Origin of the sequence: Edaphobacter aggregans DSM 19364, assembly GCF_000745965.1 — a bacterium.
GTDB classification, from domain to species: domain Bacteria; phylum Acidobacteriota; class Terriglobia; order Terriglobales; family Acidobacteriaceae; genus Edaphobacter; species Edaphobacter aggregans.
The window spans coordinates 1-14,117 of sequence record NZ_JQKI01000127.1 but is presented as its reverse complement, the minus strand read 5'-3'; the positions used below and the strand labels follow the sequence as shown (position 1 = coordinate 14,117).

Sequence of the window (14,117 nt, the reverse complement as noted above, 5' to 3'; positions counted from 1 at the left end):
GATGAGCTGCTTCTGAGTGAACTTCTTCTTGAGAAGCACTTTGCCGTTATCGCCAAGCGCTACGAGGTGAAACGTCGTCTTGCCGAGATCGATGCCAACCGAACGAATCTGCATATCGATGATCCTCCTGAAGTAACCTGCCAACAAGATCACCCACACCCACGTGGAAGATCAACCGGCGGAACATCTCAGGAACCCCGTTTTGCAGGGTAAGAAACAGGCTGAAGAGTGCCTTTGGCTTCAGCGTTGTTCGGTTTGCCCCAATTAGAGGGCATGCTATCCCCGGCAATACGACTGAGCTGCGCATTTTTCAACGACGTGCCAACTGGCTGTGGCGGAGCGTTTTGATCCGTCGTAGTCAGCGAGCACAGGTGCGGTGTGCCTGGCACGTCGCGGATACGCCCGCTACCGAGACATGACTACGGTCACCTATCAACGCAGGGACTAGAATAGAGGCGTCCGCGTCTCCCCGATGCGGGGTCCCCGTTGGACGGGCCACGGCGCGGGCGAGAGGAGGTCTCATGAAAGTGCAGGACATCATGAGCAAGACACTCTCCTGTTGTGCGGCGACGGATACTCTCCGGAAGGCTGCACAGCTAATGAAGGAACAGGATGTCGGAGCCATTCCCGTCGTGAACGACTGCGATGAACGGAAGCTGCTCGGCATCATTACCGATCGGGACATCTGCATGAAGGTTGTGGCGCAGGAAAATCTGACCAGCACGGCAATGGTCTCCGAGGCAATGACCAGCACGCCGGCCACATGCAGGCCCGACGAATCGATCGAAAGATGCGAATCCCTCATGAAGCGCCACCAGGTGAGGAGGATCCCGGTGGTGGATTCGGGCGGCGTGTGCGTGGGCATCGTCTCCCAGGCGGACATCGCGCTGCGCGATACGCCAGAGCACATCAAAGACACTCTGGCGGCAGTGTCGCAGCACCGCGCCCGGCCGCAGGGCCAGGCGGTAGCGGCGAGCGTGTAATACAGAGCACAATGTTCAGACCTCAATTCAGAACAACAGGACGCCATCCGTGAGGGTGGCGTCTTTGTCTGGCGGATGCGTCTCGGAGCGGTTCTCCTTTGATCTTCACAGCGGCTGGAGCATTTTCCCCATGGTGTAGTGACCCCTTCACGGTCTCAAGGGCAGCTGCGGGTTCGTCGGTCATGCGGTCCTCGAACCAAGGTTCGGTTAGGTGAGTGCGTTCCTCCTGGCTCCAGTACATCCGGGCGGGGAACGGGTCGCATGGGTTCAATGGAACTATCTTCGTAGCCGTTCTTTTTGCACCATGCCGCATGACGGCGACGCGGTCCCGTCAAACTCTCAGGGCTCGAGATTCAGCAACGCTCTGCCGCTCTCCGGATCGACAGGCACTGAGACCTGGTCGTGCGCGATGAGCCAGTTGCCGTCGATCTTCCGAAAGCACGCCGTCCACTGAACTGAGAAATCGGTCCTGTTCCCGTTCTTCAAGGTGCCGCTGACCCGATTGAGGCTGTGCCCGAATGCCACGTCATCGCCCAACGTGAGCGTGAGGTCGCGAATCTCGTAACCGAGCGGACGCTGGAACATCCCAAAAACGTTCGCCCAGTTTTTCTCTTTTGCCTTTGCTCCCACGTGCTGCAGCGGCGGTACGAGGTCGAACGACACGATGTCTGGAGCGTAAAGCGACATCACACCCTCAAGGTCCATGGTGCAAAGCGCCTCCACCCACCTCTTTATTCGCTGTCGGATGTTGGCTTCGTCAATCGCACGTTGTATTGCCATGGATTCCAGCCTCCGGACGGCGGCTACCACCATCTGAACATGTCGCTCCGCCTGTCTCCAAGTGTGAGGAGGGAGCGCCTCGTCGTTCGACTCAGTGCGCAATCCAGCCGAGATCAACTGCCCGCTTGTGGAAGGCGTCGTTGACCGCGGGCAGCGTTAGATACGAAACGACAAATAGAAGAAGGAGGATCCCGATCGGAACGGCCCAAGCGAGAGGACGGGTTTCCGGCGCGAGCCCCGCATTCGGGAGCCGACGGTCGGCTGGCCTTAGCGCCCACGACACGATGACGAACATCAAGAACATCAGCGGCGGTAGCCACACCTCAACACCGTCGCCGGCTAACAGGTGCGACGCCACGGCACCCGAGAATTGGAAAAAGGAACCGGCGTACGCCCATTCCTTGAGCCGCGGGAACCTGGGCGCAATGATCACGGCGGCCCCACCGATCTGCCACACGCCTGAAATGTAGGTGTAATAGAGCGGGTATCCCAGGTGGTTCAGCTGGACGCGCACCCATTCGATCTGCAGGAGGTTCCACAGCGATCCAGCCGCCAACTCGAAGACCAAGAGAACCGTGAAGGTCCAGTAGGTGATGATGCGGATCCGGTACCAGCGGCTTCGTGAGAGGGTGGCCAACTTCTCGTCGGTCGCGTGTTGGAACGTTTCGGTCGTTGGAGTGTGCATCGGAGCCTCCTCGTCACATCGATCTGGTACTGCCGGGAGAACATTACGATCTGATCGCGGTTCCTGATCGCAACTTTTCAACGCTCACCCGAAGCTCGCGCGGCGTATTGCCGCCTCGAGTCAACACCCGCTTGCTCATGCGGGACCGCTCTCATGCGGCACGGATGTCGCCGCCAAGTGCCGCAACTTGTCCGGATTGCGCACCACGTACAGCGCCCGAATGACGTCGCCCTCAATCTCGAACGCCGCAGTCTGCACCGGTCCCTCGGGTCCGTCCACGATGACACCGGGCTGGCCATTAATGGTCGCAAAGCGCAGCGTGAAGTCCTCGCGCCACCCTTTGCGCGTGACGCCAACCAGGAACTGCGCCGCGCGATCGGCGCCGTCGAGCACATTCAGCGACGCTGCCACCTTGCCGCCCCCGTCCGTCACGACGCGCACGTCGCTCGCGAGCAGCTGCGTCAGCGCATTGAGATCGCCTGAGCGTGTTGCCGCCACGAATGCGGACATGAGCTGCGTATGCTTCGCATCGATCTCGCTCGAACGCGCCGGCGGCGCGATGGTGCCGCGTGGTGGGACGGCGCGCACGTGCGCGCGTGCGCGGGCGGCAAGCTGCCGGCACGCCGCCTCGCTCCGCTCCAGTGCCGCGGCCACTTCGCTGAACGAGAAATCGAACACGTCGTGCAGCAGGAAGGCAGCCCGCTCGAGCGGCGACAGCCGGTCGAGCGTCAAGAGCAGCGCGAAGGACAAATCCTCGGCGAGCTCCGTGCCGCTGTCGGGAGCGAGCGCGGCCGTCTCGACAACCGGCTCCGGCAGCCAGGGACCGACGTACTCCTCGTGCCGCGCCCGCGCCGACGTCAGCATATCGAGACAAATCCGCGTCGTCGTGGTCATAAGGAACGCTCTCGGGTCCGACACCTTTTCGCGGTGGGCCGCGTGCCAGCGCAAGTACGTCTCCTGCACCGCGTCCTCGGCATCAGCCATCGACCCTAGCATGCGGTAGGCGAGACCGAGCAGGCGCCAGCGGTACGGCTCGAAGCTTGCGGCTGGATTCGACATCGTGCTCACGGAGCTCACGCAGTGCGCACGGCCACATCCGCCGGCGCCGGTACCCGACCGTGATCGAACATCACCGGCGTGCCGCCAACGACGACGCGCATGCAGGCCTTGCCGCGGCCAAGGGCGTACTTGACTGTGGGGTAGATTCGCGCCGCAGTGACGGCAAACGCCAAACTGACAAGGGCGCGCCGTCCCCAGCGCTTCACGATCGCCTCGCGATAATCATCGGCCGCGGCATCGTGCGCGAGCGTGGCGCGCGTGAATTTCCACACCAGTGCGACGTCCGGCGGCATCGCGTCGGGGTCGTCGGCGAGCACGGCGCGCAGAACCGCAGGACTGACACCGGCACGTTCCGCCATCGTGACGCCGAGTTGCGTGCATGGGCCGCAGTCCTCGTGGCGCACGGCGGTAATGCCGGCGGCGCACCATGCGTCGATGGGGAGGTCACGCCGGAACTGTCCAAGGGCGATGACGCGGGAAAACAGCCATGCGGCACGCGGACTCGCGTCGATCATGTCGCGCATATAGCTGGCGTCGTAGTTCCAGTCCCGTTCGAACTTGTAAATCGCTCTCCGCAGTGCCCATTTGATCATGTCGCTCCTCCTGTCTCGAACGGTAAGACGGGATAGGGTCTCGGAATGTGACATGGCTGCCACCGCCGGTTGAGATGGGCGGACGTGACTGGGATCGAACCGGCGACCCCCTGCTTGCAAAGCAGGTCGGGAAAAACACTAACAGCTTTGTCTGGTGTCGCTTACACGATCTGGCGATGAGATTTCCGCTCCTCAGTTGTCCCGAAGTTGTACCGAAAATCTTCCGCACTCAACCCACGAGTCGTACGGCACACACGGAAGGTGTTTTGCTTTTAACTATAGACCGCCCGACAACGTGGAGTCCGTGAAAAAGTCGGGGGTCTGCGAAAAGCCAGTAGCCTTTGGAGATGGTCACTAGAGTTCCCTTCAAACGCTTGATTTTACGAGCAGTTCTCCGTCAAGTTAGCCCCATGGTCATCCGCCTTCTCTCAGCCCCGGATGACATGAATTTCCCAGAATTCCACGAAGTCTGCAGGAGATGCCGAAGGAGACGTTTCGAGACTGGTGGGAGAGGCGGAATGGTAATGGCAACTGATGCGGTTACAAATTCGGCGGCGGGGAGAGGTGTTGCGCCGGGTGAGGGCGGCTATAGGTGGCGTGTCGGATGTAGCTGCGGCGCGAGTTGGATGGCATGGGATCGCGCGGGAGTATCGACGGAAGGGGACGCGGGAGCGCGAGGGGGTGTTGGCGCAGCTGGAGGCTTATTGCCACGATCGCCGAGGTTTTCAGCAAGCACTATAGCCACACCGAGATTGACTCCCGATTCTTCGCAGCGGGATTCCCACCAACCGTACCGACAGGCAACAAACAGCAGAAATGCTACGCCTGGCTCCTGCACGCAAATCAGCATTCACCCAATCCTCTTTCGCTCGTCGGACCTCTATTACAAGATCTGATGGAGACCGCCTCCGCTTCGTCTTGGAATAATGTCGATCTGGCGGAACCCTACAGGGTACAGATCAGAACCCAATTGGCCGCCAACGGACTGCCACGTGGTATTGGTCTGGCCCGGATGGGCAGGGGCACAAGTCTGCGTCTCTACGGTTGTACACCGTGACCGAACTTATCCATCTGCTGCAGTCTTCAGGATTACAGTTCCTGTCAGCTCACCAAGGATGTTCTGCAGAAGAATTTAAGGCTGAAGGACCAGAGATGGGCGGACGGATCGCAATCCTTACGGAATGCGTGTGACGGATTCACATCGATGAGCAGGTCTGACTGAAGCCCTTCTGTGCGGGATTGGATCGGAAGCGCGAACCGGATCTCGGACTCAGATCAATTCAGGATTGCCCGTCGCTCGGGAACGATATGCCTGATGACGACAATTACGCGGCGCATACCTATCGTGTTAGACCACAACGTGGTATTCGGTCTTAACCAAGCCGCTCGGGTAGTGTTGAGTGGCTACGTGACGGAGTTGGATGTCGCGCGGCAGCGTGCCGAAGAGAGGAATTCCGTCTCCAATGAGCACAGACACTCGAGTGATAATGAGGCGTTGAATGAGGCCCGCACGCAGGAACTGTTGAATCGTGATCCCACCGTCGACGTAAAGGTGGTGGACACCACGGAAGCAAGGTTTGAAGCAATCTCAGCCGGAGGTCCGGCCATCTGCTCCACAATGCCTCCACGCGCCGCAGATCGGTCGAGCGGTCGGCTACTCAGGACCACGACGCGTTTCACGTCAGCGACGACAAACCCCATTTCTTGGCTTCCACGCTCAGAAAGGAGCTCTCTCGGTGAAGAGATATTAGGTGTTCGCCGGAACTGACTTCGTGTGATTCGATGAACCAAAGCTGGGATCGTGGGGACAGGCGAGCGAATGCGAACCGAATTCGGCCAGGTTCCAAAGCACGAGCAAAGGCGGGTCGAAGCTCAGCCGGGCTTCCAAAGTCCGGAAGATTGCTCTGCGCAGTTCGCCATCCTACTTGAGACGGCAGCAACCCTGCTAGTTTGTTGCGCCTAGAGCACAAGGGATGCACCCCACTGACCTTCGGCCCGCTCATGCTGTTCTTCACTGTCGCAGGTTCGATGTGTCCGCTTGCAGTTGCTGTCTCCCATATCCATCCTCCACGGGGCTTCGTCGCCGTGTTCTCACGTAGGCATCTACAACGGCAAGTCCATTCTCCCTTGACTGTCGCGGGCGTGCAGCGTCTCGAGAGCGAGGCAAATGGCTCCCCTGAGCTGAGCGTCAGCTGCTAACACGCTCGGCCGCAACTGCACTGGTGTGCGGCCACTCCATCGCTCAAGGTTGCGTTGGGTCGCGTCGAGGAGCGCGGGATGAATACCAACTCCGCCGCCGAGCACAAAGAGAGGGCAGTTGAGAACGAGCGAGACGTTCAAGAGGGCGTAGCAGAGCAGTCGTGCCGTCTGCTGGAGTATGGTCTGGGCGAGGGGATCCCCTTTGAGTGCAGCGTCAAAGATCTGGGTTGCGTTGGCATCATGGGGGAGCGAGGTCGCTGTGCTTTTCCAGAGCTGCTGCCACTGGGAACGGATGCCCTCGCCGCCGATCATGCCTTCGAGAGGTCCCGGCTTGCCTCGTTCGACGGGCTCGTCGGGGGCTCCGGGAACGAGCATGTAGCCGATCTCTCCGGCGGCCCAGCTACTGCCGCGCAGTAGTTTGCCGTTGGTGATGATGCCGGCTCCGATTCCGGTGCCGATGGCGAGGAAAACGAAGTCGGGCGAGTCCTGCGCGGCTCCCATGCGGCTCTCGCCCAGGGCGGCGAGGTTGACGTCGTTGTCGACCGCTGCAGGGACGCCGGTGGCAGTTTCGAGGAGATTCCGCAGGGGGACGTCTCTCCAACCGAGGAGATACGAGGTGACAATGACGACGCCGGAGTCGACGTTGGTGATGCCGGGAGCGCCGGCGGCGACGGCCTTCAGGGCGCTCCAGGGCAGAGAGGCCTGCCGGAGGAGATTCTCGATTCCGGTGCGGATGAGATGGACGATCGCTTCGGAGCTGCGATGGCCGGCCACGGTGGTGGACCAGCGAGAGACGATGGCGCCGGCGGTGTTGGCCAGGGCGAGGCGAAGGTTCGTGCCTCCGATGTCGATGCCGACCAAATAGCCGGGTTCAAGCTGGGGTTTCATTGTCTCTACTTTGCTCATGTTGTTTTGGACTGCAGCTATTGCATGGCAGCGGGGGAGTGAGCGCTGATGCTCTCAAGCTCGCGACCTTTCGTTTCAGGGACGACAAGGCGGACGAACAGAAGGGTAACGACGCAGAAGACCGCGTAGATGCTGAAGGTGACCGAGTTGCCGGCGGATCTGATGAGAGAAAGGAAGGTCATCGAGACGAGGAAGTTTGATGCTCCGGAGCCGATGGTTGCGGCTGCGACGCCGCGTGCGCGTATCTGCAGCGGAAAGACCTCGGACACGAGGATCCATGCGATGGGGCCCATGCTGAAGGCGAAGCACGCGATGTAGAGGACGAGGCAGATGGTAGCGACGATTCCAAGAGAGGAGCCGAAGGTGGCCTGATTGTGGAAGGAGTAGGAGAGAAGCACGAGCGAGATGGTCATTCCGCCGACGCCAGCGTAGAGGAGGGGCTTGCGGCCGACACGGTCGACGAGGACGAGCGCGAACAGTGTAAAGAGCATGTTGGTTATGGCCACAATAAGTGTGGCGAGGATTGCGCTCTTGTTTGAGGTGATTCCGGCAAGGGCAAATATCTGCGGGCCGTAGTAGATGATGGTGTTGATGCCGGTTACCTGCTGAAGGACGGTGAACCCAACCGCAGTGAAGAGAGCGTGGCGGACGCTGGGCGCCCAGAGCGAGCTCCAGCGCTTGTCGACTTTGGCCTCGACGGCAGCCTGGATGTCATCGAGCAGGAGTTGAGCACCGCGCTCGTCGGTGTAGGAGTGCAGGACGGAGCGGGCATCGTTGACACGGTTTTGCGCAAAGAGCCATCGAGGACTCTCGGGCAGAGTGAGGACGAGGACAAGAAACAAGGCTGCAGGAACCATACCGAGGCCGAACATGGATCGCCAGGCGTGTTGGCCGGCGAGCCAGTAACCGGTGAGGTCTGCGAGCGCAATACCGAGGGTGAGGGCGAACTGGTAGATGCTGATGAGCTTTCCGCGAGACTGCGGCGGAGCCAGCTCAGAGATGAATACGGGCGCGGTTACAGAGGTGAAACCGATAGCCAGGCCGAGAAGCGCTCGGGCGACGATAAGGGTTTCGACGTTCGGAGAAAGAGGCGCGAGGATGGAGCCGACGATAAACAGGCCTGCCCCCCAGAGCAGGGTGGCGCGCCTGCCGATGCGGTCTGCGATGCTGCCACCAATGATGGCTCCCAGCATCGCTCCGACGAGAACGATGCTGACGACGATCTCCTGCATCTTGATAGACAGCGCGAAGGTATCGCGGACGAAGATCAGCGCCGCCGCGATGATGCCCATATCGTAGCCGTACAGGACGCCTCCCAGGCCGGCTATGAAGGAAACTCGCCAGAGGAAGCCGCTTTTTACATCTATCTCAGAACCGACTGTTGAACTGGACAAGCCTTACCTCTTCCTGATTCAAGGTTCTACTGCTCCATCACTCCGTACTGAAAACGCGGCGGAAGGCGGCAGCCTGTTTTTTCGACCATGGCGAGGGTGAGCGCCTGCGGCACAAGGAGCGAGGTGATGCCCTCCCAAGGTTCGGGGACGCTGCTGATCTTTACCGGGAAGAGCAGGTCCGTCGCGGGATGATCCTCGGTGGTAACGAGCAAGACTTTACCGCCTCGGCGGTTGCACTCCTGGGCGAGCTTGATGCTCAGATCGGCTGCCCGGCCCAATGCGAGGACGATGGCGACGTGCGAGGCGTCGACATCGAGGTTCGGACCGTGCTTGAATCCGGCGCCGGTGTGAGGCGTGGCGCGATGGCCGCTCATCTCGCGGATGCAGAGGGCGCTCATGATGGCTCCTCCGTAGGATGCGCCTCGACCGATGATCTCGGTGTTGGCTGCTCCGTGGCAGAATTCTTCCAGTTGTTGGCGCAGGGCAAAGATGGGATCGAGGTCCTTCTGGAATGCCTCAGCGGCTTGCTCGGCATCCTTCTCCCACGGGATGCCGAGGATCTCGGAGGCGACTATGATCGCTGCTGCGGTTGCATTGGTGTAAGTCTTGGTGGCGTTGCCGTATTCGGGGCCGGCAAGAATGGGGAGCTTGTTTTGCGCGAGATTCCAGCATGTGCTGACGGGGTTGTTACAGATAAGGCCGAGGGGCCTACCTTCGGCGCTCTTGAAGAGCTCGACCAGCTCGGCGCTCTCCCCGGAGGTGGTGAGCAGCACGGAGAGGGCGGCCCGGCTCCAAGTGGGGAGCGCATAGTGCAGCCATTCGCCGGCGTCGAGGGAGAAGGAGAGGCGCCCATGCGTTTGCAAGAGAACGGAACCGCTGATGGAGGAGCAGAAGGATGCTCCCATGCCAATGAAGAAGATCGGGCCGGGTCTAGCGGCGAGCTCGCGCAGGTTCTTGAGCTCTGCGCAAATCGTGTTGTCGGAGCGATAGGCGGCGATTAGTTCGGCGAGCCGAGCGGGCTGCTCGCGGCACTCGAGCTCGAGAATCTGGGTGCCGGTGGCTGAGAGCAGTTCTTTGGCAGGCTCGATGCCCGAGATCCACCTGGGCGCAGGCTTTTTAGCGTCTTCCATCCGTGTTCCTTTGTTGTCTTATACATCAGACCGCAGATTAGCTTCAGGGCTCGTGGGGCAGCGTGAGCGCCGGATTCTTCTCAAAGAAATTTGCGGGCCGAATCAAAAAATCGTGCCACAGGACGGGCATCACAGGCCAGTCTTCGAGGCGTACGACGTGATGAAATCCGAGGGTATACCAGCCGACGATGTCTTTGTTCTCGATTGGTCGGTTTGCTCTGGTCCACTCTGGCAGGCCATCGGACTTCTTGTTGCGCGTTACGTAGACCCCGGCGGCGTATAGCTCGTCGGGATTGTAGGGCGTTACCCACATCTGGTGCGCCGAGAAGCCACCGCGCTTCTGGGCCGGGTCGTCAGGTGATACGAAGGAGACGGCAGTTGGGCCAGGCATAATCTCGTAGCCGGTGGAGTAACCCATCGCTCCGTGTTGAGAAGGATTGATGAAGTGCCACATTCCTGGATGGCGTAGATCGATGTCGAGGATCGCATCCTTCTCGGTCTTCGCGAGCGATGATTGAGCGGCCCAGATGCTTTTACGCGCCTGTCCGGAGAGCGCTTCGGCCACAAGGCGATGGATCAAGAAACTGTTGTCCGTTCCGTCGACGTCAAGGTCGAGGCGATAGGAGAGGTAGTGATCGTGATTGACGGCGAGGAGATTCTTATCGACCAGCGTTCCGTGCTCGAGCGCGGAAGAGCCATCATGCATCGCATGGGCGATCGTCTCTTTTACGGCCTTGGTCTCGACGATGCCGGTGGCTCCGACGGCTACGCGGATGGTTCCGTCCTGCTGAAAGATCCAGTCGAGGAGGTAATCGTAGTTTCCTGCAACGGCGGACGTGCGAAGAACGAGCTCGCGGCTGGGCCGCACGCTAAGAACGCCGTCTTCAAAGTGCCTCCACGCTGGGCTGTCGGTCGTGTGCTCGAAGAGGCAGGCCAGGCGGCCAACGAGGACGGGCGTTCCGCTGTCGGAGGGGACGATGCCGGGGAAGTACTGCGCGTGCGATGGACAATCTTCAGGAGCAACGGGCTTAATGAGGCCGCCAAGGAGAAACTCTCCGGCGTCGAGAAACGCTCGCGAGTGCCAGCCCAGATCCGGGTCCATGTAGGGGACATACATCTCGGAGAGCGAGCCTTCGTAGAGGATGGAGCGCAGACGGTTGCCGTCCTGGTAGCGCACGAGGTTTACGACCGGACCAACACGAGGGTCGAGGCGGAAGCGAAAGTGCCAATTCTGCCATTGAACCTCGCCGTCGACGATCTTGTAGCCGGGACCTAGTGGCTGCGCGACCTGGATCGGCTTTGTTCCTTCGCGCGGAAAGGCTGCTGCCTCCTCAAAGTTGATGTCGCCCCTGGACACGGGGACCGGACCGTGATCGATGACGTTGAGGATCTTTTCGGCCGTCATGTCGGCCACAACGTAGAGACCTTCCACCGCGCGACCCCAGGAATGAAATGCGCCATGGCCATCAGCACAGGTTCCGTAGCCGATGCGGTGGCTGTTCTGTTCGGGAAGGATGGTGAAGGTGAGAGGGATCATGTCGCAACGCACGGTGGCGAGATTCGTAATTCCGCGAGCTTTGAGTGCGGCGATCACGCGCGGGTCCTTTTTGGCCACGTCGTTCATCGTGTCCAGTTCGGTCTGCGTGATGGGGGCCTGGACCTCCGGAACCTCGTTCCAGAATTCGAGCTTTTGATTTACGATATCGACTCGAGCCTCGATGGTCTTTCCTTGAGACTCCAGGACGACGTCGGCTTCGCGAGGGATAGGTTGACCTGGCTTCCAGTCAAGGACCACTTGCTTGACTGGTTCGTGCAGCAAAAGACTTGCGACGAGGGTCTTGTCGGTCCAATGGCCGCTGGAGTGCAGCACATCATGAACGATCCAGTACTCGTTGGAGGCGAGTCCGTCGAGCGGATGATTGATCTTTGTCTGTGCACAGAGCAAAGATGCCAGTGACGTAGAGGCAACGAAGACACCGAGAGCAATCTTTCCGATCATCAAAGCGATCCTTTGAAGGACGAGGAGTGTTCAGGGTCGATGCGCCGCCTTCTGGCACGGAGAATCAACTGTGTTGCTTAGGGTGAGAGTTTAGTGTCCGGGCAAGCTGGGTTTAAATCAAGAGAGTTTCCATCGAGGGAACAGTACGAGCTAAATTGGCTGGACCTTTGGTTTAAAGCGAGGAATTTTTCGATCTCACCAATTGATGTAAAGCATGAACCAGGCGGCAAAAATCTGGGGCTCGAAGCCGTAAGTAACGAGAAACGAGAACGCCGCAGGGTCTTTTAATCACCACGCAAGTTTCTGCAACCGGACCCCTTCATTCCACCCCGGCCTTGCCAAAGGAGCTTTCAGACGGGTACGGACTGATGCCCGCTACTCGGGTTCTGGGCGGTTGATCGGCCAACGCCAGTGCCGCTGCTACCGGCACTTTTCCAAACGCCACATCACTTTCTCATATAGCTTCAGAGTGTTGCGCTTCGGGCCAGATCTCGCCCCTGGTATTACGATCGCGGTTGGTAGGGTTCGTCGGTGCGCGGCGCATCCGGCAACTGCGTGTCTAGAGACTCGCGATACCGCAGGCACCCCTGGAGAAACTTCGGCCATGTAGGGACCGTTGGCAAGGGATCGGTTCTCTCTGGCAGGAGGCTCCAGAGCGCGGGATGATGCCAGCAGAGGTCATGTCCAGTACTGTCGCGGTGCGCTCTGATTCCTGCGCGCAGCCGCGTGGCCTCGACAATTAGCTGCCCGCGAGTCATCGCTTCAAGATCTTCGTCCATGGTTACCTTCTTATCAAACTGCTTAGTGTTGATGAAACGCCTCCAATGCTTACGCCCGCCGACATCAGGCGTCAAGTCTCCGTGAACGCCACCTTGACCGGGCCGCAACGGGCGAGATTGTTTCCGGATAGGAACTTTCTCAAAACCCCGTTTCCGGCAGATAGGCCCGATTTATGGAATGCCCTGTGTGACCCGCCGAATGGTCCCGGCTGTGCTACTTGGCGAGTGAGATGGCCGGTTTCCCAGCCAATCTCTGGCTGATATGTTGGCCCAACCGATCTGCAAAGCTGCCGGAGCTTCCTAGCGTGGTGTTAAACAGCACGACAGCGGCGTAGTCCGCCTTGAGATTGAAGAATGCGTAGGAGCTATATCCACCAGTGGCCCCATTGTGCCAATAGTCTCCAGTTTCACTTACAAAGAGCCACGCAAGAGCGATGCGCATTCCCGGCATCGCGTCCGCGCGAAGCTGATGCGACCGTATGAGAGCCGCCGAGAGCGTGGCCCCGGTCGAAGAATCGGCAACCGGCTTGAGCTTTTCGGGATGCAGATTTGCTTCCAAATAGGTGAGCATGTCAGCCGCAGTCGATCGGATGGCTCCCGCTCCGGCCAAGGCGTCCAGATCCCAGGCGTGTGCGGGGTGATGATGTTCGTCATGACCCGCGATGAAGCGGGCTTGTTGCGCAGGTGAGAGGGATACGGTTGTGTCTTTCAGCCCCAGCGGATCAATTGTCTCTTCTTTGAGAAGGGCTGGATATGGCAGACCGCTACGAACTGCCAACGCCTGGCCCAGCAGACCGATCAATGGCCGAGATGCGCTAGCGCGGCACGAAGGGGGGCGTCCGCAACACGAATAAATCCCTCGTACGGTGAATACATCTCCAGGATCAACAGGATCGCCCCGGAAGCCGAAAGGGCTGAGGCCAACATCACAGCAATGACTGTTCCGTTCGGAGGTGCGAGGAGACCCCAGATAACGAACGTTACGGTCAACCAGAAGACCATGATGACCAGCAACGGCTTGGAAACTACCAGAGTCGCCTGCTCATACATCAACATGCACAACTGCCCGATATTCACGGTGAGGCTTAGCGCCTGAGACTTTATCGAACGTTGTAATTCATCGCTTGGATTAAGAGCCTGAATCTTGTCGTACAGGACACCACCGCCAATGGAAGCTGTGTCCAATCGGTAGGCTCGGGTACCGTTCTTCGACCAAGACTGATCGAGGATTTTCTCAGTCTCCGTAGTCTGCGCGTCATAAGAGCCCTTCGCCGAAGCGATGAGCAGGCCAAGAACTAGAGCAGATATTGTTCCGACCAGTCCCGTAGCAAGTTTGATTACATCTCTTGAGTCATCACGGAGATGGTGATCAGGCAAGACACGGCGGAGAATCATCCCGACGATTGCACCTCCAAATATGAATACGAAGCCAATCAGGCTCATGCTAGGCGGACTCATAGAGTGCTCCGGTGCGCCGTCTGATTATAGGGGTCGAATGACACAAATTGCGCACGCCTTCGGCTCGAGGTTGATGTCCGCCACATACCTCCTGTTGGTTGTCTGAATTGCTCGCGAGAACTGCGTTTTTGTTCACTAGCTCCTATGAGAAG

Annotated in this window: 12 protein-coding genes and 1 pseudogene; 1 reads left to right on the top strand and 12 read right to left on the bottom strand. The window is 59.5% G+C overall.

The window, feature by feature from the left end:
• Positions 1–114, bottom strand: a pseudogene (locus tag Q363_RS46825) (IS110 family transposase); the annotation flags it as partial.
• 407 nt (positions 115–521) lie between these two features.
• Here Q363_RS46825 and Q363_RS25770 point away from each other — a divergent pair.
• The gene (locus Q363_RS25770) at positions 522–983 is read left to right on the top strand and encodes a CBS domain-containing protein (RefSeq protein ID WP_035356546.1); all 462 of its coding nucleotides are present in this window, start codon (positions 522–524) and stop codon (positions 981–983) included.
• Between the two features lie 339 nt (positions 984–1,322).
• Here the strand turns inward: Q363_RS25770 and Q363_RS25765 are convergent, their stop codons facing one another.
• From Q363_RS25765 to Q363_RS25715, 11 genes are all read right to left on the bottom strand, one after another.
• Positions 1,323–1,763 carry a YybH family protein gene (locus Q363_RS25765; RefSeq protein ID WP_035356551.1) on the bottom strand — a complete coding sequence of 147 codons (441 nt, stop codon included), beginning with the start codon at positions 1,761–1,763 and terminating at the stop codon, positions 1,323–1,325.
• A 91-nt stretch (positions 1,764–1,854) separates the two neighbouring features.
• On the bottom strand, positions 1,855–2,448 hold the full coding sequence (locus tag Q363_RS36815; protein ID WP_051979325.1) for a DoxX family protein: 594 nt from the start codon (positions 2,446–2,448) through the stop codon (positions 1,855–1,857).
• 135 nt (positions 2,449–2,583) lie between these two features.
• Positions 2,584–3,507: a sigma-70 family RNA polymerase sigma factor gene (locus tag Q363_RS25755; protein WP_035356545.1), complete on the bottom strand. Its 924-nt coding sequence runs from the start codon at positions 3,505–3,507 to the stop codon at positions 2,584–2,586.
• Positions 3,508–3,521: 14 nt separating this feature from the next.
• Positions 3,522–4,100 carry a hypothetical protein gene (locus Q363_RS25750; protein WP_035356543.1) on the bottom strand — a complete coding sequence of 193 codons (579 nt, stop codon included), beginning with the start codon at positions 4,098–4,100 and terminating at the stop codon, positions 3,522–3,524.
• Between the two features lie 1,348 nt (positions 4,101–5,448).
• Positions 5,449–5,616 carry a dihydrofolate reductase family protein gene (locus tag Q363_RS46820; RefSeq protein ID WP_425387782.1) on the bottom strand — a complete coding sequence of 56 codons (168 nt, stop codon included), beginning with the start codon at positions 5,614–5,616 and terminating at the stop codon, positions 5,449–5,451.
• 587 nt (positions 5,617–6,203) lie between these two features.
• Positions 6,204–7,187, bottom strand: a complete 984-nt coding sequence (locus Q363_RS25745; protein WP_051979324.1) for an ROK family protein — start codon at positions 7,185–7,187, stop codon at positions 6,204–6,206.
• Positions 7,188–7,222: 35 nt separating this feature from the next.
• Positions 7,223–8,599 carry a sugar porter family MFS transporter gene (locus Q363_RS25740; RefSeq protein ID WP_035356541.1) on the bottom strand — a complete coding sequence of 459 codons (1,377 nt, stop codon included), beginning with the start codon at positions 8,597–8,599 and terminating at the stop codon, positions 7,223–7,225.
• Between the two features lie 26 nt (positions 8,600–8,625).
• Positions 8,626–9,729, bottom strand: coding sequence for an SIS domain-containing protein (locus tag Q363_RS25735; protein ID WP_035356539.1), 1,104 nt, complete (start codon positions 9,727–9,729; stop codon positions 8,626–8,628).
• 43 nt (positions 9,730–9,772) lie between these two features.
• A complete protein-coding gene (locus Q363_RS25730) occupies positions 9,773–11,728 on the bottom strand; it encodes a copper amine oxidase (protein WP_035356538.1) in 1,956 nt (651 codons plus the stop codon).
• 993 nt (positions 11,729–12,721) lie between these two features.
• The gene (locus Q363_RS25720) at positions 12,722–13,309 is read right to left on the bottom strand and encodes a serine hydrolase domain-containing protein (RefSeq protein WP_035356537.1); all 588 of its coding nucleotides are present in this window, start codon (positions 13,307–13,309) and stop codon (positions 12,722–12,724) included.
• Positions 13,306–13,950 (bottom strand): bestrophin-like domain, encoded by a 645-nt coding sequence (locus Q363_RS25715; protein ID WP_051979323.1) that lies wholly within the window; start codon positions 13,948–13,950, stop codon positions 13,306–13,308. The genes Q363_RS25720 and Q363_RS25715 overlap by 4 nt, the downstream gene beginning before the upstream one ends.
• Between the last annotated feature and the right edge of the window lie 167 nt (positions 13,951–14,117).

Excerpts from the sequence above, each read along its gene's own strand:
- Q363_RS36815 (WP_051979325.1), bottom strand. The coding sequence starts at position 2,448 with ATGCACACTCCAACGACCGAAACGTTCCAACACGCGACCGACGAGAAG.
- Q363_RS25745 (WP_051979324.1), bottom strand. The coding sequence starts at position 7,187 with ATGAAACCCCAGCTTGAACCCGGCTATTTGGTCGGCATCGACATCGGA.
- Q363_RS25770 (WP_035356546.1), top strand. The coding sequence starts at position 522 with ATGAAAGTGCAGGACATCATGAGCAAGACACTCTCCTGTTGTGCGGCG.
- Q363_RS25765 (WP_035356551.1), bottom strand. The coding sequence starts at position 1,763 with ATGGCAATACAACGTGCGATTGACGAAGCCAACATCCGACAGCGAATA.
- Q363_RS25715 (WP_051979323.1), bottom strand. The coding sequence starts at position 13,950 with ATGAGCCTGATTGGCTTCGTATTCATATTTGGAGGTGCAATCGTCGGG.
- Q363_RS25750 (WP_035356543.1), bottom strand. The coding sequence starts at position 4,100 with ATGATCAAATGGGCACTGCGGAGAGCGATTTACAAGTTCGAACGGGAC.
- Q363_RS25735 (WP_035356539.1), bottom strand. The coding sequence starts at position 9,729 with ATGGAAGACGCTAAAAAGCCTGCGCCCAGGTGGATCTCGGGCATCGAG.
- Q363_RS25755 (WP_035356545.1), bottom strand. The coding sequence starts at position 3,507 with ATGTCGAATCCAGCCGCAAGCTTCGAGCCGTACCGCTGGCGCCTGCTC.
- Q363_RS25730 (WP_035356538.1), bottom strand. The coding sequence starts at position 11,728 with ATGATCGGAAAGATTGCTCTCGGTGTCTTCGTTGCCTCTACGTCACTG.